Here is a 26,859-nt window from a genome sequence, read left to right on the forward strand (position 1 = left end):
TCAACGGCAGATCTGCCAGCGCCCCATATCGAGATGAAAGTGGTTGTGGTGGGCAGCGTTGTAGTCTGGCCCGAGCACCGTGTTGAAACTGTCACACGCCGCTTGTCGCACCAGACCCAGGAACGCCCTCTTCTGCCCGCCCGCCTGCCAGTCTCGCGCCAGCAGGATGCGCTGGCCGTCCTGTAGGCGAAAACCGCTGATATCCAGGGCATTGGCCGTCGCATGCTGGCTCAGGCGGCCCTGTTCGCGGTTGTAGACATTGCGGCAAGCGAAGCTGCCAAGGTGCTCCACTCGAACCACCGACTGGCCGAACACCCGCTGCGCAGCCGGTTGCAGCCCATGGCGCTCGAACAGCGCGTAAGCCACCGCCAACGGGCAGCTGGCAAGGAAACTACTGCTCAGGTGGGCTTGTCCTTGCTCGATGCGCCACACGTTCTGTAGCGGGCATTTGGCCGACGCCGGGCTGTCGGCTTGCGCCCGATAGCGCAAGCCAGAGATCTCCAGCGCTTGGCGGCATAAGCGGCGGTCGTTGCGCAGGCGTGACAACTTATAGGCTGTCAGCAGGTTCGGCGGTTGACGCACATCCAGCGCAGCCCAGGGGTTCCAGGCATCAGGCAGGCGCCAGCCGTACTGCCAGGCGAGGCCCGCCGCCAACAGCAGCAAGCCGCACAGCAGCCCCAATGCGCGCATGGCGCCTCAGCGGCGGAACAGGTCGTTGAGCTGGGCGAACGACAAGGCCTGCTCGCCGTAGCTGAAAGTGCCTTGCTCGCGAATCTCCAGCGCTGCGCGCTGCAATGCGCCCAGCGCCGCGCGGGCCAGTGACGAGCCAACGCTGATGCGACGCACGCCCAAGTCCTGCAGCTGATTGACGCTCAGCGGCACACCCGCCAGCCCCATCAGCACATTGACTGGCTTCGGCGCCACCGCCTGTACCACGGCACGCACTTCATCGACAGTGCGCAGTCCCGGCGCATAGAGCACATCGGCTCCCGCCTCGGCAAAGGCCTGCAGACGCCGGACGGTGTCATCCAGATCCAGGCGCCCGTGCAGCAGGTTTTCCGCCCGGGCGCACAGGGTGAAGGGGAATGGCAGGCTGCGGGCAGCCTGCACCGCGGCGCGCACCCGCGCCACAGCCAGCTCGAAGTCGTAGATCGGCGCATCGGCATGGCCAGTGGCATCCTCGATCGAACCACCGACCAAACCTGTTTCGGCGGCACGCAGGATAGTCTGGGCACACTGCTCGGGCAGATCGCCGAAGCCGTTTTCCAAGTCGGCGGCCACCGGCAAAGGCGTCGCATCGACGATCACACCGGCGTTGTCCAGCGTCTCATCCAGGCTCAAGGCGCCTTCGGCATCCGGTCGCCCCAGGCTGAAGGCCAGGCCCGCACTGGTAGTGGCCAATGCCTCGAAGCCAAGGCTGGCCAGCAGCTTGGCGGATCCAGCATCCCACGGGTTAGGGATGACGAAGGCGCCGTCACGCTCGTGCAGTGCCTTGAAGGCCTCGGCTCGTAGGGTCTGTACATCCATGGTCATAACCTCCGGGGTCGGCGAGTGATCAGAGTAGCCCCAGTTGTTCGACCTCGGGGGCGCGCGGCAATTCCGGCAAGGCGGGCAGGCCGGGCAGGCGCGCCATCAGCCGTTGGTGAAACCGTTGCGCCAGCGCCGCGGCCAAGCGATTGTCGGAGGTGTGCAGGAACACATAAGGCATGCGCCCTTGCTCGATCCACACCGCGACCTTGTCCACCCAAGGGGTAAGGAACGTTTCGTTGGCCTCAAGCTGGGGATGGCCGATGAAACGCACCTGCGGGTGCTGGCTGAAGGCAGCAGGGCGTGGCGGCACCTTGGGCTTTTTCGACTGCGCGTGCAGTACGGCAGGGTCACGGGAGTTGCAGCTGAACAGCGCACGGGGATCGAGGCAGATGCGCTCGACACTACGTTCGTGCAACAGCCGGTTGAGCAGCCGTTCCTCCTCGCCCTTGGCGAAGAACGCCAGGTTGCGCACCTCGACAGCTACCGGTACGCCAATCTCGTCGAGGAAATAGCACAGCTCGCCCAACCGCGCGGGGCTGAACTGGGCTGGTAACTGCAGCCAGTACGGCGATACGCGCTGGCCCAGCGGAGCCATCAGGCGGGTGAAATCCAAGGCAGGCTCGAGCTGGTCACGCAGGTCACCCTCGTGGCTGATATCCCTGGGAAACTTGGCGGTGAAACGAAAGTGCTCAGGCATGACCTGCGCCCAGCGGGCAAGGGTGCTGGGCGCAGGGCGAGCATAGAACGTGGTGTTGCCTTCGACGGCGTTGAACACTTGGCTGTAGTAGCCAAGCATTTCAGCGCTGCTGGCATCGGCGGGATACAGGTAGTCGCGCCAGGCGTTTTCGCTCCAGGACGGACAACCGAGAAAATAAGGCAGGGGTGAGGGCGTCATCCCTCAAATGTACAGGTCGAGCCCAAGTACTTCCATGTCCCAATCGGTAAAACCGGCGGTGCTGAGGTAACTGGCCAGCGCAGTGGCGGTTCGGCGGTCTCGGGCACGGGGGAAGATCAGGTCTTGTTGACGGGCGGGCAAGCCGCCATTGCGTCGAGGTGCGGCCGCCTGCTCGTCAACGGCCTCCTCGATCACTTCGGCATCGTCGACAGATTCATCGCGTACCGGAGCCTTGCGCGGTGCACGCTTGATCGGATAGGACTGCGATGAGAAACCGTCGATACGCATGGAGTGAGCACTCAGGACCAATGATGGCAATTTAGCAGCATCAGGGATCCATCGCTAATGCTCGAGTGATAACTGGACCACAGTTCGCACAAAAGGTTTATCGACAACCGCGATAACCGACGAACGACCGTCAACGTGCCTTTGGCGTAGCCACATTATCGCGCAAGTAGACCGGTTGCGCCTGCTCGGCGGCGATGGCCTCGCCACGCGCCCAGGCGTAACCGGCAAGGCTCAGAATATCCAATGCATGGGGCAATGCGCCTGCGTCGCTGGCGCTGACCGGTACGGCCAGGCGCTCGGCGTAGCCCCACCCGGTACCTGCGCCGAACCATTCGTCACGGCTCCCCTCAGGCAAGCTCACGCGCTCTGGCGGCAGTACCGCTTCCTGGCCAACCAGGCGCATTTCGCCGGCCTCGGCCTGGTAGCAACCCCAGTACACTTCGTCCATGCGCGCATCGATGGCGGCTGCCACTTGCTGCACACGGCGCTCGCGCAGAGCGCCCTGGGCCAATGCGGCCAGGTTGGAGACCGGCAATACCGGGCGCTCCAGGGCAAATGCAAGGCCCTGCACGACGCCAATGGCGATGCGCACACCGGTGAAGGCACCTGGACCGCGACCGAAGGCGATGGCATCCAGAGCATTGAGCGCAACGCCTGACTCAGCCAGCAACTGCTTGATCATCGGCAGCAGTTTCTGCGCGTGCATGCGGGGGATGACTTCATAGTGGCTGGTGACCTTGCCGTCATGCAGCAATGCAACGGAACAGGCTTCGGTGGCGGTATCCAGGGCCAGCAAGGTGGTCATCGAACAGGTTTCCAGGCAACGGGGAAAAAGAGCGGCAGTATAAACGACAACGGCCCGCAAGCGGGCCGTCGTGACGCACGGTGATGGATCAGCTCAGCGCTGCCAGCACCTTGGCGGTGATCGACTCGACCGAACCAACGCCTTCGATGTGGCTGTACTTCGGCTTGCCGTTGTGGGCGGCCGACAGCTTCTGGTAGAAGTCCACCAGCGGCTTGGTCTGGCTGTGGTAGACGGACAGGCGGTGACGCACGGTTTCTTCCTTGTCGTCGTCGCGCTGGATCAGGTCTTCGCCAGTGACGTCGTCCTTGCCTTCCACTTTCGGCGGGTTGTACTGAATGTGGTAGGTGCGGCCCGAAGCCAGGTGCACGCGGCGACCGGCCATGCGGCCAACGATTTCTTCGTCGTCCACGGCGATTTCAACCACGGCGTCGATATCGACACCGGCGGCAACCATGGCTTCAGCCTGCGGGATGGTGCGCGGGAAACCGTCGAACAGGCAGCCCTTGGCGCAATCAGGCTGGGCGATGCGCTCCTTGACCAGGCTGATGATCAGCTCGTCGGAGACCAGCTGGCCGGCATCCATGACTTTCTTGAGCTCCAGGCCCAGCGGGGTACCGGCCTTGACGGCGGCACGCAGCATGTCACCGGTGGAGATCTGTGGAATACCGAACTTCTCGGTGATGAACTTTGCCTGAGTACCTTTACCGGCCCCGGGAGCTCCCAGCAGAATTACGCGCATCTTGTGCTCCTCATATTTTTCTATGCAATTCAATGGATTCGGCGACCAGGGCCAAGTCCGGAAAATCGGGTATTGACCAGAAATCGGTCAAAAGGCTGCTCAAGATACACAGCGCCCGGCAGCCAGACAAGCGTCCCAAAGTTTCAGGATTGCGCCATGTACGACCTGCCCAAGAGGCGGTTGCGCTCGGCGCAACCACCCTCCTCACCCGGCCATGCCCCCTTGGCGTAACCCGGGCATGACGGCCGCTTGCAGACCTCAACCGGTGTTGCGCAAGCCCGCGGCGATACCCGCCACAGTCACTAGCAAGGCCTGCTCCAACGGGCTGTCCAGAGCGGCTTCACGGCTGCGCGATCGGGCCAGCAACTCCGCCTGAAGGCGGTGCAGCGGGTCCAGGTAGGTATTGCGCAGGCTGATGAATTCCAGGGTCTCGGGGCTGTGTGCCAGTAGCACCGGTTGCCCGGTCAAACCCAGTACGACCCGGCATGACTGCGACAATAGGTCGCGCAGGTGCGCACCTAAAGGAAGCAGGTGCGGTTGCACTAGACGTTCGTCGTAGGCCTCGGCAATTTGCGCGTCGGCCTTGGCCAACACCATCTCCAGCATGTCGATACGGGTGCGGAAGAACGGCCATTGCTCGCGCATCTGCGCCAGCAGCGGGCCCTGGCCACGGCTCAAGGCATTGGTCAGCGCGGTCTCCCACCCCAGCCAGGCAGGCAGCATCAGGCGGGTCTGGGTCCAACCGAAGATCCACGGAATGGCGCGCAAGCTCTCTATACCGCCGGCGCGGCGCTTGGCCGGGCGACTGCCCAGCGGCAGGCGCCCCAGCTCCTGCTCTGGCGTCGACTGACGGAAATATTCGACGAAATCGGGGTTCTCTCGCACCACCCCGCGATAAGCCTTGAGGCCATCGGCCGCCAACTGGTCCATCACCTCGCGCCATGCCGGCTCAGGGGGCGGAGGCGGCAACAAGGTGGCCTCCAGCACGGCGGCCAGGTAAAGGTTGAGGTTCTGCTCGGCGATGCCTGGCAAACCGAACTTGAAACGGATCATCTCGCCTTGTTCAGTGGTGCGGAACCGCCCCGCCACCGAGCCTGGCGGCTGCGACAGAATCGCCGCGTGGGCCGGGCCACCGCCACGGCCTACGGTGCCACCGCGGCCATGGAACAACAACAGTTCCACCTGATGCTCTTGGCAGATACGCACCAGGTTCTCCTGAGCGCGATACTGAGCCCAGGCCGCTGCGGTAGTGCCCGCGTCCTTGGCCGAGTCGGAATAGCCGATCATCACTTCCTGCGGGCCGCGCAGGCTGGCGCGATAGCCCGGCAGGCCCAGCAGCCGCTCCATCACCGGGCCGGCGTTATCCAGGTCGGCGAGGGTCTCGAACAGCGGCACCACACGCATCGGTCGGGTCAGGCCAGCTTCCTTGAGCAGCAATTGCACGGCCAGCACATCCGAGGCGGCTCCCGCCATGGAGATGACATAGGAACCCAAGGAAGCTGCGGGCGCCGCCGCGACTTCCCGACACGTGGCCAATACCTCGGCGGTGTCGGCCTGGGGCTTGAAATGCGCCGGCAGCAGCGGCCGGCGGTTTTTCAGTTCGGTCTGGAGGAACTCGATCCGCCGGTCTTCATCCCACTCGGCGTAACTGCCCAGACCCAGGTAGTCGGTGATTTCCGACAGCGCATCGCGATGCCGGGCAGCATCCTGGCGCACGTCCAGGCGGCCGAGGAACAGGCCGAAGGTCACTGCCCGACGCAGGCTGTCGAGCAGCGGACCGTCGGCGATCACACCCATGCCGCACGCATGCAGGGACTGGTAGCACAGTTCCAGCGGTGCGATCAGGTCGCGGTTGTCCACCAGCACTTCGGCAGGCATCGGCTGCGGGCTGGCCAGCGAGGCCTGGGCCCAGGCTCGGGTCGCCCGCAGGCGGTCGCGCAACTGCTTGAGCAAGGCCCGGTATGGCTCGGCGCTGTCGCCGACCTGTTCACGCAGTGCAGCGCTGGCCTGCTGCATGGAAAGTTCGGCGGCCAAGGTATCGATGTCGCGCAGGAACAGGTCGGCGGCCATCCAGCGAGCCAGTAGCAAGACTTCACGGGTAACGCTGGCCGTGACGTTGGGGTTGCCATCCCGGTCGCCGCCCATCCAGGACGCGAAACGGATCGGCGCCGCCTCCAGTGGTAAGTGCAAGCCCGTGGCCTCGAACAGCGCTTTATCGACTTTGCGCAAGTGGTTGGGAATGGCCTGCCACAGGGAGTGTTCGATCACCGCGAAGCCCCATTTGGCTTCATCCACCGGTGTGGGCCGGCTGCGGCGTATTTCTTCGGTGTGCCAGGCCTCAGCGATCAACCTGCGCAAGCGCTCGCGTACCTGTTGACGCTCAGCCGGGATAAGGTCCCGATGGTCCTGGGCGGCCAATTGCCCGGCGATGGCATCGTACTTCTGAATCAGCGTACGCCTGGCAACCTCGGTCGGGTGAGCGGTGAGCACCAGTTGGATATCCAGCTTGGCCAGTTGCCGGGCCAGCGCATCGTTGCTGTGCCCTGCCTGTTTGAGGCGCGCCAGCAGTTCTGGCAATACGCGCGACTCGAACGGCTCTGGCTGGTCAGCGTCACGGCGTCGAATCAGTTGATATTGCTCGGCCATGTTGGCCAGGTTGAGGAACTGGTTGAACGCTCGAGCGACAGGCAGCAGGTCTTCGTCGGCCAAGTCCGCCAGGGTCGAGCTCAACTTCTCCCCAGCGCTGCGGCGATCGGCCTTGGCGCTGTGGCGGATGTCCTCGATCTTCTGCAAGAACGCTTCGCCGTGCTGCTGACGAATGGTCTCGCCAAGCAGCTCACCCAACAGATGGACATCTTCACGCAAGCGCACATCGATATCAGTCATTGGCCCTCTCTTTGGCGCGGCTCGCCCGCGCGCTCGCCCAGGTAACAGCACAGGCACCAAGAGTGCCCACAGCCGAGCTGCCATGGCAAGCCGCGATCGGGCAAAGCAAACTAAAGTTAGAGCAAAGCGTCCGATGCAATGCCGTCCTTCAAGGCATAGAAAGAGGTGATCATGAAAATCCGTGAACTCGTCCAGCACTGGGAACAGAATGCAGCAGGCGCCCTGAGCCCAACGCCCCACATACTGCACTTGGACCTTGAGTCCGAAGCGCGTCTGGCTGCGCTGATCGACATGTACCCCAAACGCTCGGCCGAGGAACTGCTCGGCGAGCTGGTCGCCGCCGCACTCGAGGAGCTGGAGGCCAGCCTCCCCTATGTGAAGGGCCAGCGGGTCATTTCCACCGACGAACAAGGCGACCCGCTGTACGAAGACGTAGGCCCGACCCCACGCTTCCTCGCACTGTCCCGCCATCATCTTCACGCACTCAGCGACTTGGCCAAAGACGGCAAGAACTGACCTTCCGGGCCCTGGCCTCTCCCTGCCCTCCTCTCTCGCCGGCAAGCCGGCTCCTGCAGTTGCATTGCCTCGCCTGCAGGAGCGGGCGAGGTGATTTTTTCTGAACTATTCGAAAAACGCCCAAGTCACAGCCATTAGCCACCACGCTAAAACCCTGCACACTTGCGGTTGTGCACTGTGAGGCGCCAGCACGCGGTCGTGTCAGGGAACAAGCGATGGACTGCTACGGACAACGTCGTAAACAGGAGTGATCCAATGGAACTGACTATGAAGCGCCGCACCTGCTCCCCCTCATCCACCCCTGTGCGTGGAATCAAGCTGGCCGCGCTAGCCCTTGGCGGTAGCCTGATCCTGGCCGGATGCGCCGGTAAACCGCCCACCGAGCAGTACGCCGTCACCCAGTCCGCGGTGAATTCGGCGGTCAGCGCCGGGGGCACCGAGTTCGCCGCAGTTGAAATGAAAGCCGCCCAGGACAAATTCAAGCAGGCGGAAATCGCCATGCACGACAAAAAGTACGACGAGGCCAAGCGCCTGGCCGAGCAGGCCGAGTGGGACGCTCGCGTGGCCGAACGCAAGGCCCAGGCCGCCAAGGCCCAGAAAGCCGTACAGGATGCCCGCCAGGGCGCTCAGGACGTGCGTGAGGAAGGCCTGCGCAGTGCTCAATGAGCCTGCCTACGCCAATCCCAGCCTTCGCAACTGATCAAAGGAAGAACACTATGCGCAATGCCATCATGATTCCCACCCTGCTGGCCCTGAGCGTCGGCCTCGCCGCGTGCGCCCACGACCCGAACCCGAACCTGGAGTCGGCCCGCACCAACTTCTCCTCTTTGCAAAGTGACCCTCAGTCGAGCAAAGTGGCGGCCCTGGAAACCAAGGACGCCCAGGACTGGCTGAACAAGGCCGACAAGGCGTTCATGGAGCGTGAAGACAGCAAGAAGGTCGACCAGTTGGCCTACCTGACCAACCAGCGTGTGGAGGTGGCCAAACAGACCATCGCCTTGCGCTCGGCTGAAAACGAGCTGAAGAATGCCGCCGCGCAACGTGCCCAGGCCAAGCTCGATGCCCGTGACGCGCAGATCGCCAAGCTCCAGGAAAGCCTCAACGCCAAGCAAACCGACCGTGGCACGTTGGTGACCTTCGGCGACGTGCTGTTCGACTTCAACAAGGCTGAGCTCAAGAGCAGTGCCTACCCGAACGTCACCAAACTGGCCCAGTTCCTTCAGGAGAATCCGGAGCGCAAGGTGATCGTCGAGGGTTACACCGACAGCGTCGGTTCGGCCAGCTACAACCAGAGCCTGTCGGAACGGCGCGCCAATGCCGTGCGCATGGCACTGGTGCGCGCTGGCGTCGATCCGGCGCGCATCGTTGCCCAAGGGTATGGCAAGGAGTACCCGGTTGCGGACAACGCCAGCAACTCCGGGCGTGCACAGAACCGTCGGGTAGAGGTCACCATCTCCAACGACAACCAGCCGGTGGCGCCGCGGGCGGTGAGCCAGGTGCAGTAAGCTTCAATGACGTGATCGCGGGGGCCGCTTTGCGGCCCTTTCGCGACGCAAGGCTCCCACATCGCCTGCACAATCATTCGCTTGCGGCGGCTGCCCTGTTTCGCGACAGCTTGCGCAGCAGCTTGACCCTTGAACCGCTCCTTTCACTGCGCTTGCTGCGGCGTCTCCTCGCCCATGCAGCGTACCGCCCGCTTGCGGTTGTCCACCAACACGCCGGTCAGGCCTTTCTGCTGCGTATCGAACAGCACCAGCACCCCATCGACGCACTGGGCCACTTGAGGTGCCGGGTCCAGGGAAACCTTGTAGTCCTCCCCTGGAACGGTCTTGAGCATGGTGTAGTCCTGCAACAACAACGCGTCCTCGGGCTTGGCGAAATGCAGGTAACCATAGTACCAGAGGGCCCCCACCGTCACGATGATGCTGCCGACGCCGGTCAGGATCAGCGGGATGGCGTTGCGTTCTTCACTCATTGCTTGTTCTTCTCGTCAGGGTAATTGGGTATTTCGGCCAGCCGCCGCAGACCGTTGAAACGGCTGGGGTCGTCGAGGAAACGCAGCATCACCTGGCGCCAGACCGGGTCGGCGAAGGTCTGCACATGGCCACCACGGGTCAACTGCAAGACCCGCGGTGGCGGCGCGTGCTGGTACAGGCGAATACCATTGTCCATCGGCACCAGGTTGTCATCGATACTGTGGAAGAACAGCTTCGGCGGTCTGCTCAGTTGCTCGACCGAGCGAATCGCACTGTCGCCGTCCGGCACTAGCCAGGACAGTGGCACCTGCAGCGGCCAGGTCATCCATGAAGTGCTCAAGGCGTAGCGGCCGACGGCGCGATAACTGGCCGGCACGCCGTCGAACACCAGCGCGCTGAAGCGCTGCTGCTGCTCGGGGTGGGCCGCCAGGTAATGGATCGCCATCGCTCCGCCAAGGCTCTGGCCCAGCAATACCAATGGCTTGTTCTTCACCTCGGGAGCCTGGTCCAGCCACGCCATCGCGGCAGCGATGTCCAGGTAGACCTCCGGCAACGACGGCTTGCCTTCGGATAAGCCGTAACCGCGATAGTCAATCATCAGTACCTGGTAGCCCTGCTCCGGCAGCCAGTAGCTGCCACCCAGGTGTCCCGGCAGGTTGCCACCATTGCCGTGCAGGTGCAGCACCGTGCCCTTGAGCTGGACACCGGCCTTGGCCGGCAGCCACCAACCGTGCAGACGGACACCATCCGAGGTCATCAGACTGACATCGCGGTAGTCGAGCTTGGCTCGCGCCGGTGTGAACGCCTGCCCTGGTTCAGGGTAGAACAGCAGGCTGCTGCAGCCACCCAGCCCCAGCAGCACGCTCAGGGCCAGCAGGCGCCAGCATTCAGAGAATGTTCGCGTAGTCGGCTTCAATACGGTCCAGGCTCAGGTGGTTGAGGAAGTTGGAGAAGCACATCCAGGCCGACAGCGCACTCAGGTCCCGGAACTGCTCCGGCAGGTATTTTGGGGGCTCCACCAGGCCTTCTTCGACCAGTTGGCGCAGGGTGCGCATGTCTTCCAGGGTGGTCTTGCCGCAGAACAGCAGTGGAATCTGCTCCAGCTTGCCCTTCTTCACGGCCAACTGAATGTAGTTGTAAACCATGATGAAGCCCTTGAGGTAGGACAAGTCCTTGGTGAATGGCAAGCCATTGGGCACCGAACCGCGGAATACCCGGCTGGCATTGCTGTAGCACTGCGCCATTTCGAAACCTTGCTCGCGGAAGAACGCGAAGACCTGCAAGAAGTCCGCCCCCTCCTCGACCATATGGATGGCCCGGGTGCGGTTGGTCAGCTTGCGCAACCGGCTGGGGTAGGACGCAAAGGCGATCACCTCCATGAGGATGGCCAACCCCTCCTGGGTCACCGTCGACGAGGGCGGGCCCTTGGCCAGGAAGGTGCAGATCGGCTGGTTGAGACCGTTCAGCGTGGTGCCCACATGCACCAGTCCCTCGTGAACTTCCAGCGCGCGCACATCGCGGCTGTTGAACATGGCGTCGGCGCGGACCTTGATGTAGTCGGCTCCCGCCGCGGCATCGGCGACGATACCGTCGGACTCGAATACGCGAATGGTTTCCTCTGCCTCGCCGAACACCTTGTTCAGGCGGTGCTGGAGGATGTCCACGGCCTCCTTGGCGGTAAGGTTCTTCGGTTCGTCCTTGAGGTCGCCACGGCCGTCGATGTTGTTCAGGTAGTCCGAGAGCATCAGGCCCAGATCGGCCAAGGTTGGGTCACCCGCGTGGAAGGCGTCGGAAGCGGCGCCGTAGAGCTCCTGCGAGATCAGACCGAAATCCTCGGTGCCACGCGCTTCGAGCATGCGCACCACCATGCGGTACTCCTTGCACATGCGCCGCATGATCTGCCCAACCGGGTTGAATTGGCCCAACTGGCGGGTGATATCGCGCTCGATGCTCTGGAACTCGGCCTTGACCGCGCTGGAATCGAACGACAGAGGGCGGGACTGGTAATAGGCACGGTCGACGGCCGGCGGTTCCTTGCCCTTGGCCTTGAGAAAGCCTTGGCGGATGCTGTCGTCCCACTTCACCGCGTCCAGGACCCGGATCGGGGTCTGTGCCGCGACGATGCGGTCGGACAGGGCGCGGATGGTTTGCTGGTATTCGTCCACCGGGGACTCCTTATTGGAACTGAGTGCCAAGCCTTTGCATTGCCTGTACCGGCCTCTTCGCGGCTAAATCCACCACAGGTACTGCAATCCCTGTAGGAGCGGCTTTAGCCGCGAAGCAGCCAACACGGTTATTTGCCGGCCCGCTGGAACCGCGCCACCTCGACGAAAAGGTCGGAGTTGGCCGGGTCGTCCAGGTAGGCCAATACCCGCGCCGACGGGCTGTCGATCAATATGCCCTCACCATTGTCCTCAGGCACCTCGGTGCTGCGCCCACTCAGCTCCTTCTTCTCGACCGCCTGCTGCACCTGCTCGACGTCCAGGTTGTAAAGCACCAGCTCCTTGCCATCGACGATGTCGAAACCGCCGATCAGGAAATTGCCGCCCAGGCGCTTGGGAACCCCGGCCGACAGGTACCAGCGGTTGCCGTGGCGCGACACAGTGAACACATATTCTTCGGGTTTCTTGCCCTTCGCAGTGGCAACCGCTTTGTAGGCATCGGCACCACTGCGGCTGATCACCAGCTTCAGCGGCTCGCCCCACGCGTCCTTGCTGCTCCATTTGCCGAGCAAGGCCTTGGGCGCCGCCTGATTGCTCGGCAGCGGCTCATGGAAGGTCACCAGACAACCGCCCAGCAGCAGGAATGACAACGTCAACAACACCACACGCCAGGCTTTCATCAAGTTCTCCTTGAAAGTTCGGTCTCAGCTCAGCCCGATGCCAACACCAGGTGCAAGTATCGGGTAAGCATAGCGAGCATCTGCCCATCGGCCTGCGTGTCAGCGTCCTTGAGCAGGCCCTGATATTCCATCTGCTCGATTATCGCCGTCAACATGTGGGCGTCCTGTTCCGGTTGCCGTGAGCCGACCACTTGCAGCAGCTGGCGGGTGCCATGCAGCAGGATCTGCTCGTGGGCACAGACCAGCTCGGCCAGACGCGGGCACAGCAATGCCTCCTGACGGAAGGCCTGCTCGGCCATGAGGAAGTCTCGGCGGTTGAGCAACTGGCGCGACACATAGTCGGCGGTCATGCGCGCCACCTCGTCGGCCAGCCGTGCCCGCGACTCCAGGCTGCCATCACCCTGCGCCACCAACTGGCGCAGCAGCACTTCAGTATTGGCCCACAACTTGGCCATATAGGCGGCACTTCGCTCGACGTACTGGGCGAAGGTATCGGTGAGCAGGTCCTCGATATCCTTGAAGTAATAGGTGGTAGCCGATAGCGGCACACCCGCCTCGGCGGCTACCGCCCGGTGGCGCACACCACGGACACCATCACGCACGACGATCCGCATGGCGGCGTCGAGGATCAGCTGGCGGCGTTGCTCGCTGCCTTGGCGGGCAGTCTTGCGGCCTTGGTATTGCACGCTTTCGGCGACGGCGGTGGCGATGCCGGCGGCGCCCTGGTGAGGCATTGCGGGTGTCACGGGGGGTACCTCATGAACAGTGTTTCGTCAGTGCCGGACGCTTCGCGGCTGCGGATGCGAAGCGGCCGGCACCACCAATACGGATGTACAGGCAAGAAAAAGCCGCCTCGAAAGGCGGCTCGTTCAATTGACTCAGGCCTGCGGACGCATGTGCGGGAACAGGATCACGTCACGGATAGACGGCGAGTTGGTCAGCAACATCACCAGGCGGTCGATACCGATACCTTCGCCCGCGGTCGGCGGCATGCCGTATTCGAGGGCGCGGACGAAGTCGGCATCGTAGTGCATGGCTTCGTCGTCACCGGCATCCTTCTCGGCCACCTGGGCCAGGAAGCGTTCGGCCTGGTCTTCGGCATCATTGAGCTCGGAGTAGGCATTGGCGATTTCGCGGCCACCGATGAACAGCTCGAAGCGGTCGGTAACCGCCGGGTTCTGGTCGTTGCGACGGGCCAGCGGCGAGACCTCGAACGGGTACTCGGTGATGAAGTGGGGCTGCTCCAGCTTGTGCTCGACCAGCTCTTCGAAAATCATCACCTGCAGTTTGCCCAGGCCTTCGTGGCCCAGCACCTTGGCACCGGCCTTCTTGGCGATTTCACGGGCGCGGTCGACGTCCTGCAGGTCGGCAGCGGTGAGTTCCGGGTTGTACTTGAGGATCGAGTCGAACACCGACAGGCGGGCGAACGGCTCGCCAAAGTGGAATACCTTGTCGCCGTACGGCACATCGGTGGAACCCAGGACCAGCTGCGCCAGCTCGCGGAACAGTTCCTCGGTGAGGTCCATGTTGTCGCGGTAGTCGGCGTAGGCCTGGTAGAACTCGAGCATGGTGAACTCGGGGTTGTGACGAGTCGACACACCTTCGTTACGGAAGTTGCGGTTGATCTCGAAGACTTTCTCGAAGCCACCGACCACCAGGCGCTTGAGGTACAGCTCGGGCGCGATACGCAGGAACATGGCCATGTCCAGCGCGTTGTGGTGGGTTTCGAACGGCTTGGCCGCAGCGCCGCCCGGAATGGTCTGCAGCATCGGCGTTTCGACTTCGAGGAAGTCGCGCTCGATGAGGAACTTGCGGATATGCGAGATCACCTGCGAACGAACGCGGAAGGTGTGGCGGGTTTCTTCGTTGACCATCAGGTCGACGTAGCGCTGGCGGTAGCGCTGCTCGGTGTCGGTCAAGCCGTGGTGCTTGTCCGGCAGCGGGCGCAGCGACTTGGTCAGCAGGCGCACATCGGTCATTTCCACGTACAGGTCGCCCTTGCCAGAACGGGCCAGGGTGCCTTCGGCGCTGATGATGTCGCCCAGGTCCCAGGTCTTGACCGCAGCCAGGGTTTCTTCCGGCAGGGTCTTGCGGTTGACGTAGACCTGGATGCGGCCAGTCATGTCCTGGATGACCATGAACGAGCCACGGTTGAGCATGATGCGGCCTGCCACCTTGACCGGAATCGCTGCAGCTTCCAGCTCTTCCTTGGTCTTGTCCGCGTACTGTTTCTGCAGGTCGTTGCAGTAGCTGTCGCGGCGGAAGTCGTTGGGGAAGGCATTGCCTTTGGCGCGCTCGGCGGCAAGTTTTTCCTTGCGCAGCGCGATCAGGGCGTTTTCTTCCTGTTGCAGGTCTTGCGGTTGGGTGTTGAGGTCGCTCATGTCGTCATTCTTTCCATCAGGTGTTCGTTGCCCCTGTCGGGCAGGGCACGCGATACGGGCCGATGGCCTCGTATCGCGGCGGTAGTATGCGGTTTACAGGCCCTGCTTGAGGCTTGCTTCCAGGTACTGGTCGAGGTCGCCGTCCAGGACCTTCTGGCAGTCGCTACGCTCGACGCCGGTACGCAGGTCCTTGATGCGCGAGTCATCCAGCACGTAGGAGCGGATCTGGTGGCCCCAGCCGATGTCCGACTTGCTGTCTTCCAGCGCCTGCGAAGCGGCATTGCGCTTCTGCATTTCCAGCTCGTACAGCTTGGCCCGCAGCATTTTCATGGCGGTGTCCTTGTTGGCGTGCTGGGAGCGTTCGTTCTGGCAGGCCACCACGGTGTTGGTCGGCACGTGAGTGATACGCACCGCCGAGTCGGTGGTGTTGACGTGCTGACCACCGGCACCGGAGGAGCGGTAGGTGTCGATACGCAGGTCGGCCGGGTTGATTTCGATCTCGACCTTGTCGTCGATCTCGGGCGAGACGAATACCGCCGAGAACGAGGTGTGGCGACGGGCACCGGAGTCGAACGGGCTCTTGCGCACCAGGCGGTGCACGCCGATCTCGGTACGCAGCCAGCCAAAGGCGTACTCGCCCTTGATGTGCACCGTAGCGCCCTTGATGCCGGCGACCTCACCTTCGGAAAGCTCGATGATGGTGGCATCGAAGCCACGCTTGTCGGCCCAGCGCAGGTACATGCGCAGCAGGATGTTGGCCCAGTCCTGCGCCTCGGTGCCGCCAGAGCCGGCCTGGATGTCCAGGTAGGCGTTGTTCATGTCCATCTCGCCGCTGAACATGCGACGGAACTCAAGCTGGGCCAGGATTTCTTCCAGGCCTTGCAGCTCGGTCACGACGTCGCTGACGGCGCCTTCGTCATTTTCTTCGACGGCCATGTCCAGCAGGTCCTTGCAGTCGGTCAAGCCGTTGGACATCTTGTCCAGGGTCTCGACGACCTGCGCCAGCATGGCACGCTCACGGCCCAGCGCCTGAGCGTACTCAGGCTTGTTCCAGACGTTGGGGTCTTCCAGCTCGCGGTTGACTTCGATCAGGCGGTCATGCTTGTGATCGTAGTCAAAGATACCCCCGAATGGACTGGGAACGCTCGGTGAGGTCCTTGATGGTGTTCAGAATCGGTTGGATTTCCATGGGCGGGCAGCTCTCGTGCGAATTCGGTGAAAAGCCCGCGAGTATAACCCAGTCTGGAGCCTGGCGGCAGACCCGCCGGGCGGTAGAAAATGGTGTCGGCCCAGGGGACGTAAAGCGCTTGTACGGTCTTATCGCCAGCAAGCCCGGTGCGACCACGGCAGGCACCCGCTTGCCGGCGATGCGGCCCTGTCAGGCGATACCAACCTGATTGCGACCGCTGTTCTTGGCCAGGTACAACCCCTTGTCCGCCGCCGAGATCAATTGCCGGCAATGACTGCCGATACTCGGCGTCTGCGTTGCCAGGCCAATGCTCACGGTCAGCACCGAGTCGGCGTGGGGGGCACTGTGCGGGATATTCAGCCCGAGGATGGTCTGGCGTAGCTTCTCCGCCACCAGCCGGGCGCCTCCCGGCGACGTGTTGGGCAACACCAGGGCAAACTCTTCGCCACCATAGCGCGCCGGCAGGTCGGAGGGACGCGAGCAGCAGTCCCGGATGGCATCGGCGACCTGACGCAGGGTCTCATCGCCTGCCAAATGGCCAAAGCTGTCGTTGTAGGCCTTGAAGTAGTCGACGTCGATCATCAGCAGCGACAGTTGCTGCTGTTCACGCATGGCCCGACGCCACTCCAGTTCCAGGTACTCATCGAAGTGACGGCGGTTGGACAAGCCGGTAAGGCCGTCGGAGTTCATCAGCCGCTGCAGCATCAGGTTGGTGTCGAGCAGTTGCTGCTGGCTCACGCGCAAGGCGCGGTAGGCTTCGTCTCGTTGCAACAGGGTCAGGTATGAACGCGAGTGGTAGCGAATACGTGCTACCAGCTCGATGGTATCCGGCAGCTTGACCAGGTAATCGTTGGCTCCAGCAGCGAACGCCGCGCTCTTGACCAGCGGGTCTTCCTTGGTCGACAGCACGATGATCGGGATGTCCTGGGTCGCTGCATTGCTACGGTATTCGCGCACCAGGGTCAGCCCGTCCAGGCCAGGCATGATCAGGTCCTGAAGAATCACCGTAGGCTTGATGAGCACTGCCTGGGCCACGGCCTGGTGCGGATCGGCACAGAAGTGGAAGTCGATGTTCTCTTCGTGGGCCAGGCCACGACGCACCGCCTCGCCGATCATGGCCTGGTCGTCGACCAACAGGACCATTGCCGAGTTTTCGTTGGTGGTCGTGAAACCGTCGATCGGTAGATCATTCATCCGTAATCATCCAGTCACTGCCGGCCAGGCGGCGTGATGCAATACATATCGTCATTTTGCAAAGATTTCCATCAGTCGCCCGGCGATTCGCTCCAGCGGGCGTATTTCCACCGCAGCATCAATGGCCGCAGCAGCCTTGGGCATGCCATACACCGCGCTGCTGGACTGATCCTGCGCGATGGTCAAAAAGCCTTGCTGGCGCATCAGTTTCAGGCCATGGGCACCGTCGCGGCCCATGCCGGTGAGCAGCACGCCTACCGCGTCACCGCTCCAGAAACGTGCAACGCTCTCGAAGAACACATCGATCGAAGGCCGATAGATTTCGTTGACCGGTTCGGCAGTGTAGGCCAACTGGCCATTTTGCAGCAGACGTATGTGGTGGTTGGTTCCCGCCAGCAGCACTTGCCCAGGTTGCGGCGGCTCGCCTTCACGGGCCAGGCGCACAGGGAGTCCACTGGCGGTGCTGAGCCACTCGGCCATGCCGGCCGCAAACACCTGGTCGACGTGCTGGACCAGCACGATGGCGGCGGGAAACTCTGGCGGCAGGCCCTTGAGCAGCACTTCGAGCGCTGCTGGCCCTCCGGCCGAAGAGCCGATGGCCACCAGTCCGCGGCGCTGTGATGCCGATCGCAGCGGGGCCGATACCGACTTCGCCGCACTGGTGCGTTGCTGGCCGATCAACCAGCCGATATTGAGGATCTTGCGCAGCAGCGGTGCCGCCGCCTCGCGGGCATCTCCCGCCCCCAGGGCCGGGGTATCGACCACATCCAGCGCACCATGGCCCATGGCCTCGAACACCCGGTGCACGTTCTGCTTGCGGTCGACGGTGACGATCACGATGGCGCATGGGGTCTCGGCCATGATCCGCCGTGTGGCCTCGACACCGTCCATCACCGGCATGATCAGGTCCATCAGGATCAGGTCCGGCAGTTCCTCGCTGCAACGGCGCACGGCTTCGGCGCCGTCGCCGGCCACCCAGATCACCTGGTGTGCAGGCTCGAAGGCCAGGGCCCGGCGCAGGGCTTCAACGGCAAGTGGCATGTCGTTAACGATGGCGATCTTCATCCTTGAGCACCCCCAATCAGCTCCACCACGGCATCCAGCAACGCATCGTCATGGAAGCTGGCTTTAGCCAAATAGTAGTCGGCGCCAGCATCCAGGCCACGCCTGCGATCTTCTTCACGATCCTTGTACGACACCACCATCACGGGCAAGGTTTGCAGGCGTTGGTCACGGCGCACCAGGGTGACGAGTTCGATACCGTCCATGCGCGGCATGTCGATATCGGTGATCAGCAGGTCGAAGTCCTCGCCACGCAGCGCGTTCCAGCCGTCCATGCCATCGACCGCCACGGCTACCTCGTAGCCGCGCGTGCTCAGCAACTTGCGTTGCAGCTCGCGCACCGTCAGCGAATCGTCGACCACCAGGATGCGTTTGCGATCCGCACCACGCGCGCCGTGGGCGCTGCGTTCGATGCGCTCCAGGCGGCCGGTGCTGAGCAGCTTCTCGACCGAGCGCAGCAGGTCTTCGACGTCGACGATTAGCACCACTGAGCCATCATCGAGCAGCGCACCGGCGGATATGTCCTGGATCTTGCCCAGCCGCGGGTCGAGCGGCATCACCACCAGCACGCGCTCGCCAATCAAACGCTCCACGGCCACGCCATAAAGCTGTTCGCGCTCGCGGATCACCACCACCCGCAGGCTGCTTTCATCGCCCTGCCCCGCTGGACGGTTGAGCAACTGGGTGGCGGCGACCAGGCCTACATGGCGGCCTTCGTGCCAGAAGTGCTGGCGGCCCTCGACCTGCACGATCTCCTCGGCAGCCACCTCCAGGGTGCGCTCGATGTGAGCCAGCGGGAAGGCATATGCCTCACCGCCTACCTCGACCACCAGGCTGCGCACCACCGACAGCGTCAGCGGCACTTCCAGTTGAAAACGACAGCCTTGCCCGGCCACCTGGGTCAGTTCGATGGCACCGCGCAGGTCGCGCACCATGTGCTGCACCGCATCCAGGCCGACACCACGCCCGGACACCTCGGTCACCTTGTCGCGCAGGCTGAAGCCCGGCAGGAAGAGGAAGGTCAGCAACTCCGCCTCGCTCATTCGCGACAGCGTTTCGGCAGGCGACAATCCGCGCTCGGCGATGCTGCGGCGCAGTCGCTCCAGGTCGATACCGGCACCGTCGTCACTGAGCTCAAGCATCAACTGACCCGCCTGGTGGGAAGCGCGCAAGCGGATCACGCCCTCGGCCGGCTTGCCCGCCAGCACCCGCCGCTCGGGCAGCTCGATGCCATGGTCGACCGCATTGCGCAGCAGGTGAGTCAGTGGCGCCTCGAGCTTTTCCAGCACGTCGCGATCGACCTGGGTCTTCTCGCCCTCGATCTGCAGGCGCACCTGTTTGCCCAGCGAGCGACCAAGGTCGCGCACCATGCGGCTCTGGCCGGTCAGGACATCGGCGAACGGCCGCATACGGCAGGCCAGGGCGGTGTCGTACAACAATTGGGCGCGCTGGCTGGCCTGCCAGCCGAACTCGTCGAGGTCGGCGGCCTGCTGCTGCAGGATCTCCTGGGTTTCCGCCAGCAGGCGCTGGGTCTGAGCCAGGGCTTCGAGCACTTCCAGACGCTGACCGCTGCCTTCGAGCTGGGTTTTCAGGCCATCGAGCGCGCGCATGCCTTGGCCATGCATGCGTTTGAGACGCTGCAAGGTGGCCAGGTACGGCTTGAGTCGCTGGGTCTCGACCAGTGACTTGCTGGAAAGATCGAGCAGGCTGTTGAGGCGGTCGGCGGTCACGCGTAATACCCGCTCACTGCCCTCGCTGCCTCGCTTGCCCGCCTTGCGCGGCGTCGGTTCGAGGTCAGCCTCTGGCTCTGCCGGGACAGGCCCGATCACTGGCGGTTGCACGAGCCTCTCAGGTTCTGGAACCTCGACTGCGAGGGGCGCGGCGGCTGTGGCGGGATCCAGCAGGCTCGCCATCTGCGCCAGGAAAGCTGGGACAGCCGCCTCACCGGCCGGGTCTCCCGGCGTGGCGATGTGCATCAGCAAGTCGGTGCCGCGCAACAGGGCGTCGATATGCTCGGCGCGCAGCAACAACCGCCCTTCCTGGGCTGCCACGAGGCAGTCCTCCATGACGTGGGCGACGCTGACGCCGGCATCGATGCCAACGATTCGCGCGGCGCCTTTCAGCGAATGGGCCGCACGCATGCAGGCTTCCAACTGGTCAGCCTGGTTCGGATTGCGCTCCAGGGCCATCAACCCAACGCTGAGCACCTGGGTCTGGGCCTCGGCTTCGAGGCTGAACAGTTCGAGCAGCGAGGCGTCACGCAATTGTTCTGGGGTCATGACAGGCTCCGCTGCACGGCAGACAATAATTGGTGATCGTCCAGCACGCGCACGCTGCGTCCACGCCACTGCAACACGCCTGCGGTGAACGGTGCGCCTTCGTGTTCGCCATCCAGCAAGGCTGGGTCGAGCCGGTGAATACCGTCGATTTCATCCACCGCCATCACCACCGGCCCACCTAAGGCAGCCAGGATCAACAACCGTGGCATGGCCCGAACGCCGCGGGCGTCGCCTTGCACGGCCTCCACCTCGAGCAAGTCGGCCAGCGACAGGCAGGGCACCAAGGCACCGCGCACATTGGCCACGCCCTGCAGCACTCGCGAACGTTGATGAGGCAGCGAATGCACGGGCTGAACCGGGGCGATTTCAGCAAGACTGGCGGTGGCCAGCGCCATCCACTCCTCGCCCAGCCGGAACAGCAGCATCGAGCGGCCCACACACGCTTCCACCGGCACGGCCGCTTGCACCACGTCGTTCTGCAACAGCGCGTAGCGGTCCAGCAAGCGCGTGGCGGCCGCTGCGTAGATTTCACAATTGCGGCAGTGTATGTGCCGATCCAGCAGCGGACACTGCTTGTCACCGTGCACGCCGATGCGGTTCCAGCAGTCATCTATGCGATCGTCATCGTGAGCGATCAATTCCATCGCGCTATCGACCTTCATCGTTCAGACTCCCGCCCTACACGCGCCGCACGCTCCTGCAGACGTCGCGCGCCCGCCTCATCCCCTTGGGCTGCCAATAAGGCCGCCAGTTGCACCAGGGCCTCTGGATGCTGGGGGTCGAGGTAGAGTGCCTTGCGATAGTGGGTCAGCGCCTGCGAGGCGTCACCGTCGGTGTCGCTCAGCAACCCCAACCAGTAATACACCTGCGCCTTGGGGGCGAATTGCCGCAGGTAGCGCTGGCAGCTGGCCCGGGCCTGTGCGCTGTCACCGGCATTGGCCTGGCGCGCGATGCTGGCCAACAGCTCGCTCTCGCTCTCTCGCGGCTCAGGCGAAGGCTGCGCCGGTGGGAGGGTACGTAATGGGCGAGGCTTGGCCGTCGACATCGGTGCCGGCGGCGGCAGCGGCGAACGTGGCGTGAATGGCGGGGGCATCGCACGCAGGGGCCGAACCTCAGGCGTTGGCGCATGGCTGTCCTGGCGAACATAGGCGAACGACTGGGCAATACCCAATGGGCGCATGCCCAAGCGTGCCAGCAGACTGCCCTCGGCGGGGCCGATGAACAAAACCCCCTGGGCATGGATCAGGCGTTTGAGCATCTCGAACACCCGCTGCTGGGTCGCCACATCGAAGTAGATGAGCAAGTTGCGGCAGAATACGAAGTCGTAAAGGCCATCACGGCTCGACAGCGCCGGGTCGAGCACATTGCCTACCTGCAGGCTCACTTGTGAGCACACCCTTTGATCCAGCTGGTGGCCATCCTCGATCTCACGGAAATGCCGCTCACGAAACGCCAGTTCACTGCCCCGGAACGAGTTGCGTCCGTAGATGGCTTGCTGGGCCTTGGTCACCGAATTGGGGCTGATGTCGATGCCGTCGATGTGAAACGAAGCGGGACTCAAGCCTGCATCGAGCAATGCCATGGCCGCCGAATACGGCTCCTCGCCGGTCGAACAGGGCAGGCTGAGCAGGCGTAGGGGGCGCTCGCCGGCGAGCTCTGCCAGGCGCCTCTGGGCCAACCCGACCAGGGCGGTGAACGACTCCGGGTAGCGGAAAAACCAGGTTTCCGGAACGATCACAGCCTCGATGAGCGCTTGCTGTTCGTCGGTCGATTGCTGCAGACGCAACCAGTAATCGTCCAGATCGGCCGCGTCCAGGGCCATGCACCGCTGACGCAGGGCGCGCTCGATCATGGCCTCGCCCACCGACTCCACATCAAGGCCGATGCGTTCCTGCAAAAATCGGAAATATCGATGCAGGTTCATGTCGGCACCTGCAGGGGCTGGGTCGGGAACAACAGCATCCGCACGCTATCGGTCAACAGGTCGTCCACCTCGATGCGTTGCAACATGCCCTCGGCATCCTGAAGCACAGGCCCCAGGTAACGCGCATCAGGGTTATCCAGGCCATAAGGTTGGAAGGCTTCGGGGTGGCAGCGCAGGGTGTCGGTGGCTTGCTCGAGCACCAGGCCGAGCTGCTGGTCTTGGCGGTAGCGTACCAACACCAGTCGGGTGCTGGTGCGCTGCACGGCGGGCCTACCGAAACTCAGGACCGAAAGGTCGATCACCGGCACCATCACGCCTCGATGGGCAAGGACGCCTGCGACCCACGTCGGCGCCTGGGCGATCGGCTTCAGCGGGCGACGCGGCAACACTTCGATGACTTCCCGGACATCCAGGGCGAAGCGCTGCTCGCCTATACGAAACTGCAGGTACAGCACGCCCTTGGCATCGGCCGCCACTACCGTGTGGGGATGAAGGTCAGTCATCGCCGTCAGACTTTGAAGCGCGACACACCGCCGCGCAGCCCCGCAGCCACCTGGCTCAGTTCGTCGATGGCGAAACTGGCCTGGCGCAAGGATTCCACCGTCTGGGTGCTGGCATCACTGAGCTGGGCCAGCGCCTGGTTGATCTGCTCGGCACCGGTGGCCTGGGCCTGCATGCCTTCGTTGACCATCAACACGCGCGGCGCCAATGCTTGTACCTGGTGGATGATCTGGCTGAGCTGCTCGCCCACCTGCTGCACCTCGAACATGCCGCGGCGCACTTCCTCGGAGAACTTGTCCATACCCATGACGCCAGCCGACACCGCTGACTGGATTTCCCGCACCATCTGCTCGATGTCGTAGGTAGCCACGGCGGTCTGGTCGGCCAACCGGCGCACCTCGGTGGCAACCACAGAGAAGCCTCGGCCGTACTCACCGGCTTTTTCCGCCTCAATGGCGGCATTGAGCGACAGCAGGTTGGTCTGGTCGGCCACCTTGACGATGGTCACCACGACCTGGGTGATGTTGCTGGCTTTCTCGTTGAGGATCGCCAGCTTGGCATTGACCAGGTCGGCAGCGCCCATCACCTGGTGCATGGTCTCTTCCATTCGCGCCAGGCCCTGCTGACCGGAACCGGCGAGGCTGGAAGCCTGATCGGCAGCGCTGGTAACCTCGGTCATGGTGCGGACCAGATCGCGAGAGGTGGCGGCGATCTCACGCGATGTAGCGCCAATTTCGGTGGTGGTGGCGGCGGTTTCGGTGGCGGTGGCCTGCTGCTGCTTGGAGGTGGCGGCGATCTCGGTCACCGAGGTGGTGACCTGCACCGATGAGCGCTGCGCCTGGGCGACCAGGTTGGCGAGGGCCTCGGCCATCTCGTTGAAGCCACTTTCGATGGCGCCGAACTCATCCTTGCGGTCCAGGCTCAAGCGCATGCTCAGGTCACCCGAGCGCAGTTTGTCGAGGGCATGGACGATACGCTGCATCGGTGCGGTAATGGCCCGCATCAGCAGCAAACCACAGATGCCTGCCGCGACGATCGCCAGCAGCAGTGAGACCAACATGCTGCCCTTGGCGGTGCTTACCGCGCTGACGATTTCCTGGGTGGCTGTACCGGCGGACTCACGATTGTGTTCGATGACGGTGTTCAGATGCTTGCGGCCTTCCAGCCAGGCGGGGGTAAGCACCTCGACGATCAGTCGCTCGGCTTCGGCGTAATTGCGCTGACGGTACGCCTCAAGCACCTGGTTTACAGTCTTGAGGTAGTTTTCTTCCATCTGGATGAAGGTGTCGAACCGGGCCTGATCGTCGGCGCCCTGGATGGTGCCTTGGTAGTTGGCCATCTGTTGCTTGAGCCGATCCTCGAAGCTCTTGAACAACTCCATGTCGGCCGCAGTGATTTCACGCCGCTTGGACAGGCCTACCAATTGTTGGCTGGTGACGTAACTGTCGACCCACGCACTGCGAATCATCGAACTGTAGTAAAGCCCGGGGATGCTGTCGGTCCCCACCGCCTCCTCGGCACTTTCGATCGCCACCAGCCGCGAGTAGGCGGCCACGATCATCAGCAGCATGATGGCGATGATCACGGCGAAACTTGCCAGGATCCGTTGGCGCAAGGTCCAGTTCTTCACATTCAGCCCTCAGGAATTCACAACGAGCGGGAAAAATCGCCGAAGTATAGCCCAGGCTTCCTCTGCAATTGCGGCTGAAATTCGTTGTTTCAGGCATCCTTGCCCGACAATATGGCGTTTTGCCTGATCATGGCGTCGACGCCAACCTGACCTGGGTCTCCAGCTCCTGCCGCAGGGCTGGGTCCAGGCGCAACTGGCGGGCCAGTTCATCCAGGTAGGCACGCTCCATGAAGTTTTCCTGATCGACCATCATCACGCTGGCCAGGTACATCTCAGCGGCCATTTCCGGCGTCTGCGCGGCACGGGCGACTTCCGCCGGGTCCAGTGGCTTGTTCAGCTCGGCGTGCAACCAGTGCTGCAGCTCCTGGTCGCTGTCCAGGCGGGTGAACTCACCCTCGATCAAGGCACGCTCGCGATCATCGATGTGGCCGTCGGACTTGGCCGCTGCCACCAACGCCTGCAGCACCGCCTGGCTGTGCTGCTCGGCCTGGGACGCAGGCAGGCGGTCGAGGGTCTGAGGCTCTGCGCCCGCCCCCAGGCCCTGGCGTGCCTGCCAGTTGCCGTAGGCCTTGTAGGCCAGCACACCGAGCGCCGCCAGGCCACCGTAGGTCAGAACCTTGCCGCCATACTTGCGCGCCTTCTTGTTGCCCAGCAGTAGCCCCATCGCCCCGGCAGCCAAGGCGCCGCCGCCGGCGCCGGAAAGCAGGCCGCCCAGGCCACCGGCACCTGCCGCAGGCTTGCCCGCGCCGCCTGCGGTGGTTTGCTTGTTCAGCAGTTCCTGGCCAGATTTGAGCAATTGGTCGAGCAGGCCTCGGGTGTTCATGTGCACGTCTCCACGGCGCGTAAAGTCACGGCCAGAGTAAGGCTTACCGCCATGAACACCACCTGTGGATTTGCTTCCAGATGTTGCGTTGCCGGCACAAAACCCAACTAGACTCGACTTCGCCGACAACCTGCACAACCGCACTACGCTTATAACAATGGCTTCACAGCTTTCTTGATGACTGCCCCGACCAAGATCTCCAAGAAGAGGGAACACCATGTCAGTGCACAAGACCGCATTGCTCGGCGCCGTGAGCGGCGCGCTAGTGGCCAGCGCCAGCTTGCAGGCCGCCGATTTGCCCAAGGCCCTGGGCGCCGGCGAAGGACGACTGGATATCGTCGCCTGGCCGGGCTACATCGAGCGTGGGGAAAGCGACAAGGCCTATGACTGGGTCACAGGCTTCGAAAAGGAAACCGGCTGCAAGGTCAGCGTCAAGACCGCCGCGACTTCCGACGAAATGGTCAGCCTGATGACCAAGGGCGGCTACGACCTGGTCACCGCTTCGGGCGACGCTTCGCTCCGCCTGATCGCTGGCAAGCGGGTGCAGCCCATCAATACCGCGCTGATTCCCAACTGGAAGCACATTGACCCGCGCCTGCAGAACGGTGACTGGTACGTGGTCGACAAGCAGGTTTACGGCACCCCGTACCAGTGGGGGCCGAACGTGCTGCTGTACAACACCAACGTATTCAAGCAACCGCCCACCAGTTGGAGCGTGGTGTTCGCCCCGCAAGACCTGCCCGATGGCAAGCCCAACAAAGGCCGGGTGCAAGCCTATGACGGGCCGATCTACATCGCCGATGCCGCGCTGTACCTGAAGTCGGCCAAGCCTGAGCTGGGCATCAAGGACCCCTACGAGCTCACCGAAACGCAGTACAAGGCCGTGCTCGAGCTGCTGCGTCAGCAACAGCCGCTGGTCCATCGCTACTGGCATGACGCAACCGTGCAGATGAGCGATGTGAAGAACGAAGGCGTGGTCGCCTCCAGTTCCTGGGGCTACATGGTCAACGGCCTGAAAGCCGAAAACCAGCCGGTGGCCTCGACCATACCGAAGGAGGGTGCAACGGGCTGGGCCGATACCACCATGCTGCACAGCGAGGCCAAGCACCCCAACTGCGCCTACAAGTGGATGGACTGGTCGTTGCAGCCGAAGGTGCAAGGCGATGTGGCGGCCTGGTTCGGCTCGTTGCCGGCCGTTCCGGCGGCCTGTACCGCCAGCGAGCTGCTGGGTGCCGAAGGGTGCAAGACCAACGGCTTCGACAACTTCGACAAGATTGCCTTCTGGAAAACCCCACAGGCCCAAGGAGGCAAGTTCGTACCGTACAGCCGCTGGACCCAGGATTACATTGCGATCATGGGCGGACGCTGAAGCCGGTTGAAACCCGACCTGGCTTCCTCA

At 63.3% G+C, this 26,859-nt stretch carries 26 protein-coding genes; 4 read left to right on the top strand and 22 right to left on the bottom strand.

Translation table 11 applies throughout. From position 1 onward, the window contains the following. The 7 genes from IF103_RS18660 to ppc form a co-directional block, all read right to left on the bottom strand. Positions 1-690 (bottom strand): extensin-like domain-containing protein, encoded by a 690-nt coding sequence (locus tag IF103_RS18660; RefSeq protein WP_202675568.1) that lies wholly within the window; start codon positions 688-690, stop codon positions 1-3. 6 nt (positions 691-696) lie between these two features. Beyond that, entirely contained in the window at positions 697-1,527 is an 831-nt protein-coding gene (locus IF103_RS18665) for an isocitrate lyase/PEP mutase family protein (protein ID WP_023381997.1), read from the bottom strand. Between the two features lie 28 nt (positions 1,528-1,555). Further along, the gene (locus IF103_RS18670) at positions 1,556-2,425 is read right to left on the bottom strand and encodes a DUF72 domain-containing protein (protein ID WP_027906537.1); all 870 of its coding nucleotides are present in this window, start codon (positions 2,423-2,425) and stop codon (positions 1,556-1,558) included. Positions 2,426-2,428: 3 nt separating this feature from the next. Beyond that, positions 2,429-2,713, bottom strand: coding sequence for a hypothetical protein (locus IF103_RS18675; protein ID WP_023381999.1), 285 nt, complete (start codon positions 2,711-2,713; stop codon positions 2,429-2,431). 130 nt (positions 2,714-2,843) lie between these two features. Then, positions 2,844-3,518, bottom strand: coding sequence for a tRNA (adenosine(37)-N6)-threonylcarbamoyltransferase complex dimerization subunit type 1 TsaB (tsaB, locus tag IF103_RS18680; protein WP_023382000.1), 675 nt, complete (start codon positions 3,516-3,518; stop codon positions 2,844-2,846). A gap of 88 nt (positions 3,519-3,606) precedes the next feature. Continuing rightward, positions 3,607-4,257: an adenylate kinase gene (adk, locus tag IF103_RS18685; RefSeq protein WP_023382001.1), complete on the bottom strand. Its 651-nt coding sequence runs from the start codon at positions 4,255-4,257 to the stop codon at positions 3,607-3,609. A gap of 258 nt (positions 4,258-4,515) precedes the next feature. After that, positions 4,516-7,143 (bottom strand): phosphoenolpyruvate carboxylase, encoded by a 2,628-nt coding sequence (gene ppc, locus IF103_RS18690; protein ID WP_023382002.1) that lies wholly within the window; start codon positions 7,141-7,143, stop codon positions 4,516-4,518. 171 nt (positions 7,144-7,314) lie between these two features. On the opposite strand from ppc, the gene IF103_RS18695 reads away from it, so the two are divergent. From IF103_RS18695 to lptF, 3 genes are all read left to right on the top strand, one after another. Then, a complete protein-coding gene (locus IF103_RS18695) occupies positions 7,315-7,659 on the top strand; it encodes a hypothetical protein (RefSeq protein WP_023382003.1) in 345 nt (114 codons plus the stop codon). A gap of 255 nt (positions 7,660-7,914) precedes the next feature. Then, positions 7,915-8,325 carry a DUF4398 domain-containing protein gene (locus IF103_RS18700; RefSeq protein WP_023382004.1) on the top strand — a complete coding sequence of 137 codons (411 nt, stop codon included), beginning with the start codon at positions 7,915-7,917 and terminating at the stop codon, positions 8,323-8,325. A 50-nt stretch (positions 8,326-8,375) separates the two neighbouring features. Further along, entirely contained in the window at positions 8,376-9,164 is a 789-nt protein-coding gene (lptF, locus tag IF103_RS18705) for a lipotoxin F family OmpA-related lipoprotein LptF (RefSeq protein ID WP_023382005.1), read from the top strand. A 143-nt stretch (positions 9,165-9,307) separates the two neighbouring features. On the opposite strand, the gene IF103_RS18710 is transcribed toward lptF, so the two are convergent. From IF103_RS18710 to IF103_RS18780, 15 genes are all read right to left on the bottom strand, one after another. Beyond that, the gene (locus tag IF103_RS18710) at positions 9,308-9,634 is read right to left on the bottom strand and encodes a PA3694 family proteiin (protein ID WP_023382006.1); all 327 of its coding nucleotides are present in this window, start codon (positions 9,632-9,634) and stop codon (positions 9,308-9,310) included. Then, positions 9,631-10,551, bottom strand: coding sequence for an alpha/beta hydrolase (locus IF103_RS18715; protein ID WP_027906539.1), 921 nt, complete (start codon positions 10,549-10,551; stop codon positions 9,631-9,633). The genes IF103_RS18710 and IF103_RS18715 overlap by 4 nt, the downstream gene beginning before the upstream one ends. Further along, positions 10,523-11,800 carry a flavohemoglobin expression-modulating QEGLA motif protein gene (locus IF103_RS18720; RefSeq protein WP_023382008.1) on the bottom strand — a complete coding sequence of 426 codons (1,278 nt, stop codon included), beginning with the start codon at positions 11,798-11,800 and terminating at the stop codon, positions 10,523-10,525. Before IF103_RS18720 ends, IF103_RS18715 begins: the two co-directional genes overlap by 29 nt. Positions 11,801-11,928: 128 nt before the next feature. Then, on the bottom strand, positions 11,929-12,477 hold the full coding sequence (locus IF103_RS18725) for a hypothetical protein (RefSeq protein WP_023382009.1): 549 nt from the start codon (positions 12,475-12,477) through the stop codon (positions 11,929-11,931). A gap of 29 nt (positions 12,478-12,506) precedes the next feature. Continuing rightward, positions 12,507-13,211, bottom strand: coding sequence for a TetR/AcrR family transcriptional regulator (locus IF103_RS18730; protein ID WP_023382010.1), 705 nt, complete (start codon positions 13,209-13,211; stop codon positions 12,507-12,509). A 144-nt stretch (positions 13,212-13,355) separates the two neighbouring features. Beyond that, a complete protein-coding gene (gene lysS, locus IF103_RS18735) occupies positions 13,356-14,858 on the bottom strand; it encodes a lysine--tRNA ligase (protein ID WP_023382011.1) in 1,503 nt (500 codons plus the stop codon). Positions 14,859-14,951: 93 nt separating this feature from the next. Next, positions 14,952-16,047, bottom strand: a protein-coding gene (gene prfB / locus IF103_RS18740; RefSeq protein ID WP_104881346.1) for a peptide chain release factor 2 whose coding sequence is annotated in 2 segments (ribosomal slippage) — positions 14,952-15,974 and positions 15,976-16,047 — 1,095 coding nt in all. Because the reading frame shifts where the segments join, the coding sequence is not laid out codon by codon here. Between the two features lie 189 nt (positions 16,048-16,236). Then, positions 16,237-17,241, bottom strand: coding sequence for a response regulator (locus IF103_RS18745; RefSeq protein WP_023382013.1), 1,005 nt, complete (start codon positions 17,239-17,241; stop codon positions 16,237-16,239). 51 nt (positions 17,242-17,292) lie between these two features. Then, positions 17,293-18,306, bottom strand: a complete 1,014-nt coding sequence (locus IF103_RS18750; protein WP_023382014.1) for a chemotaxis response regulator protein-glutamate methylesterase — start codon at positions 18,304-18,306, stop codon at positions 17,293-17,295. After that, on the bottom strand, positions 18,303-20,582 hold the full coding sequence (locus IF103_RS18755) for a hybrid sensor histidine kinase/response regulator (RefSeq protein WP_023382015.1): 2,280 nt from the start codon (positions 20,580-20,582) through the stop codon (positions 18,303-18,305). The genes IF103_RS18750 and IF103_RS18755 overlap by 4 nt, the downstream gene beginning before the upstream one ends. Continuing rightward, positions 20,579-21,244 (bottom strand): chemotaxis protein CheW, encoded by a 666-nt coding sequence (locus tag IF103_RS18760; RefSeq protein ID WP_202675570.1) that lies wholly within the window; start codon positions 21,242-21,244, stop codon positions 20,579-20,581. Before IF103_RS18760 ends, IF103_RS18755 begins: the two co-directional genes overlap by 4 nt. Beyond that, positions 21,241-22,506 (bottom strand): CheR family methyltransferase, encoded by a 1,266-nt coding sequence (locus IF103_RS18765; RefSeq protein WP_202675571.1) that lies wholly within the window; start codon positions 22,504-22,506, stop codon positions 21,241-21,243. The genes IF103_RS18760 and IF103_RS18765 overlap by 4 nt, the downstream gene beginning before the upstream one ends. Beyond that, entirely contained in the window at positions 22,503-23,009 is a 507-nt protein-coding gene (locus tag IF103_RS18770; protein ID WP_202675572.1) for a chemotaxis protein CheW, read from the bottom strand. Before IF103_RS18770 ends, IF103_RS18765 begins: the two co-directional genes overlap by 4 nt. Before the next feature lie 5 nt (positions 23,010-23,014). Continuing rightward, positions 23,015-24,637 (bottom strand): methyl-accepting chemotaxis protein, encoded by a 1,623-nt coding sequence (locus tag IF103_RS18775; RefSeq protein WP_023382019.1) that lies wholly within the window; start codon positions 24,635-24,637, stop codon positions 23,015-23,017. A gap of 127 nt (positions 24,638-24,764) precedes the next feature. After that, positions 24,765-25,460, bottom strand: coding sequence for a tellurite resistance TerB family protein (locus tag IF103_RS18780; RefSeq protein WP_104883369.1), 696 nt, complete (start codon positions 25,458-25,460; stop codon positions 24,765-24,767). A 217-nt stretch (positions 25,461-25,677) separates the two neighbouring features. Between IF103_RS18780 and ydcS the strand changes: the two genes are divergently transcribed. Beyond that, positions 25,678-26,829, top strand: a complete 1,152-nt coding sequence (ydcS, locus tag IF103_RS18785; protein ID WP_027906546.1) for a putative ABC transporter substrate-binding protein YdcS — start codon at positions 25,678-25,680, stop codon at positions 26,827-26,829. The last annotated feature ends 30 nt before the right edge of the window (positions 26,830-26,859 follow it).

Origin of the sequence: Pseudomonas sp. SK2, assembly GCF_016772395.1 — a bacterium.
Taxonomy (GTDB): domain Bacteria; phylum Pseudomonadota; class Gammaproteobacteria; order Pseudomonadales; family Pseudomonadaceae; genus Aquipseudomonas; species Aquipseudomonas taiwanensis.